The sequence below is a fragment of the Okeania sp. SIO2B9 genome (assembly GCF_010672505.1).
Lineage (GTDB): Bacteria > Cyanobacteriota > Cyanobacteriia > Cyanobacteriales > Microcoleaceae > Okeania > Okeania hirsuta.
The window spans coordinates 1-2,066 of sequence record NZ_JAAHGK010001319.1; the positions used below are offsets into that span (position 1 = coordinate 1).

The following is a 2,066-nucleotide window of genomic DNA, read 5'->3' on the forward strand; positions in this document are numbered from 1 at the left end:
AACTATATGATAAAAGCAAATACTCTCAAAAAGGTACTTAAACTTATTTGTTCCATTAGACATCTCCTCCAAAAGACGGAACAGGGTTAACGAAGTCAGAAGTCAGAAGTCAACCCACCCCTCGCCCCTCCCCCTCCCAGGAGGGGAAGTCAGAAGTTATTTTTGTAATACCAATTTGAAAAAAGAATGTTACGAATAATCAGCGTGATTAAAAGATTTTAAAAGAGATGTCCCTTTGACAAAAAAGATAATTTATGCCCTAAAAAAATGGTATTAAAGCCATTCCTATACGACTCCTGACTCCTAAGAAATATCCTAGCTATTTGTAGCAAAAATTTATCAATTTGGTATAACGGGGATTTGAGCAAGCCTCCAAATAATTGCGAATTGCTATAACTGATAGCTGGTAGCTAACTGCTGAATACTTACCTACTTTAAATGCTCACTCAAACGTTCTGCTAATACTTTATTGTTTGGTTCCTTGATAAATGTAAAATGATTGCCAGGAACCATAACTACCTCCATATCAACTACATCTAAAATAGCATACATTTCTACCCAAACTAATTGCGGATCTATTCCATGAGGATGCTTTTCTTCCGCACGAAAGACTGTTACTTTACCGGAATAAGGCCGACGTTTATAACTATAAGTTGCCTTCAAAGTGCCAATAATTACATCAATAAACCGCCGATTTTGTTCGCGAGTCGCTTCCTGGGGAAATAACTCTAATTTTTCCGCTTTATCAATAATAAACTCTATTTGCTCCTCTGAACTTAGCCCAATTAATTCATCCTCGCTAACTAAATTAGTTATACCAAACATTCCTCCAAAATAACGACTTAATACACCCCTCATGTACAAATTATCAATCTTTTTATTGTGGTCTAATAGAATAGGAACCCAAGGATCTAACAAAGCCAATAAACTAACTTTTTGCCCTTGTTGAAGTAACTGCTGTGCCATTTCAAAAGCAACAACTCCACCAAAAGACCAACCACCAATTTGATAAGGCCCTTCTGGTTGAAATTCTTGAATAGTTTTGATATAGAACTCAGCCATATCTTCCACATTTGTGAAGATTTTTTCTCCTTCATTAAACCCCTGTGCTTGTAAGCCATAAAAAGGTTGATTATTACCTAAATAACGGGACAATTCTTGGTAATAAAATACATGACCTCCCGCCGGATGTACGCAGAAAAATGGTTGCTTATTTCCCTGAGTTTGCAGCGGAACTAGAGAAGAAGAAATAACTTGATTTTCTCCTCGGATTAAACTTGCTAAATCTTCAATTGTGGGATTAGTAAACAGAGTAGATAAAGGTAATTGTTTGGCAAACTTTTGCTGAATTTTTGCCATTAAGTTAACTGCTAAAACAGAATGACCTCCTAACTCAAAGAAATTATTTTTAATTCCCACCGGATTAATATTGAGAATATTTGACCAAATTTCTGCTAACTTCCCTTCAATATCATCTCGTGGTGCAACAATATTATTACTCTCACTAAAACTAGAAATATCTGGTACAGGTAAAGCACGACGGTTAACTTTCCCATTCGGAGTTAACGGTAGTTGTGACAAAACCACAAAAGCTGAAGGCACCATATACTCTGCCAACTTTTGTTTTAGATATTGTTTGAGTTGCGACACAATTTCTTGATTTGCCTCAGTTTCGGGCACAATATACGCTACTAAACGTTTATTACCAGGATTATCTTCCCTTGCCAAAACTACTGTTTCTTTAACAGTGGGATGTTGACTGATAGTCGTTTCAATTTCTCCGATTTCGATCCGAAAACCTCGAATTTTGACTTGGTTATCGATGCGACCAATAAATTCGATATTACCATCAGGAAGATAGCGAGCTAAATCTCCTGTTTTGTATAGTCTGCTTTTTCCTCGATCGCTAAACGGATTGGAGATAAATTTTTCCGCAGTCAGCTCCGGACGATTAAGATAACCATTTGCTACACCAACTCCACCAATATATAGCTCCCCAGGAACACCCATGGGAAGTGGTTGTAGATCGCGACTAAGAATGTAGAGTTGATTGTTAGCAATAGGAC

1 protein-coding gene is annotated in these 2,066 nt (G+C 37.0%); it reads right to left on the minus strand.

The window, feature by feature from the left end; all coding sequences use genetic code 11:
* Nucleotides 1–429: 429 nt before the first annotated feature.
* A partial coding sequence (locus tag F6K13_RS30270) for a thioesterase domain-containing protein (protein ID WP_287289441.1) occupies nucleotides 430–2,066 on the minus strand: 1,637 nt, incomplete at its 5' end.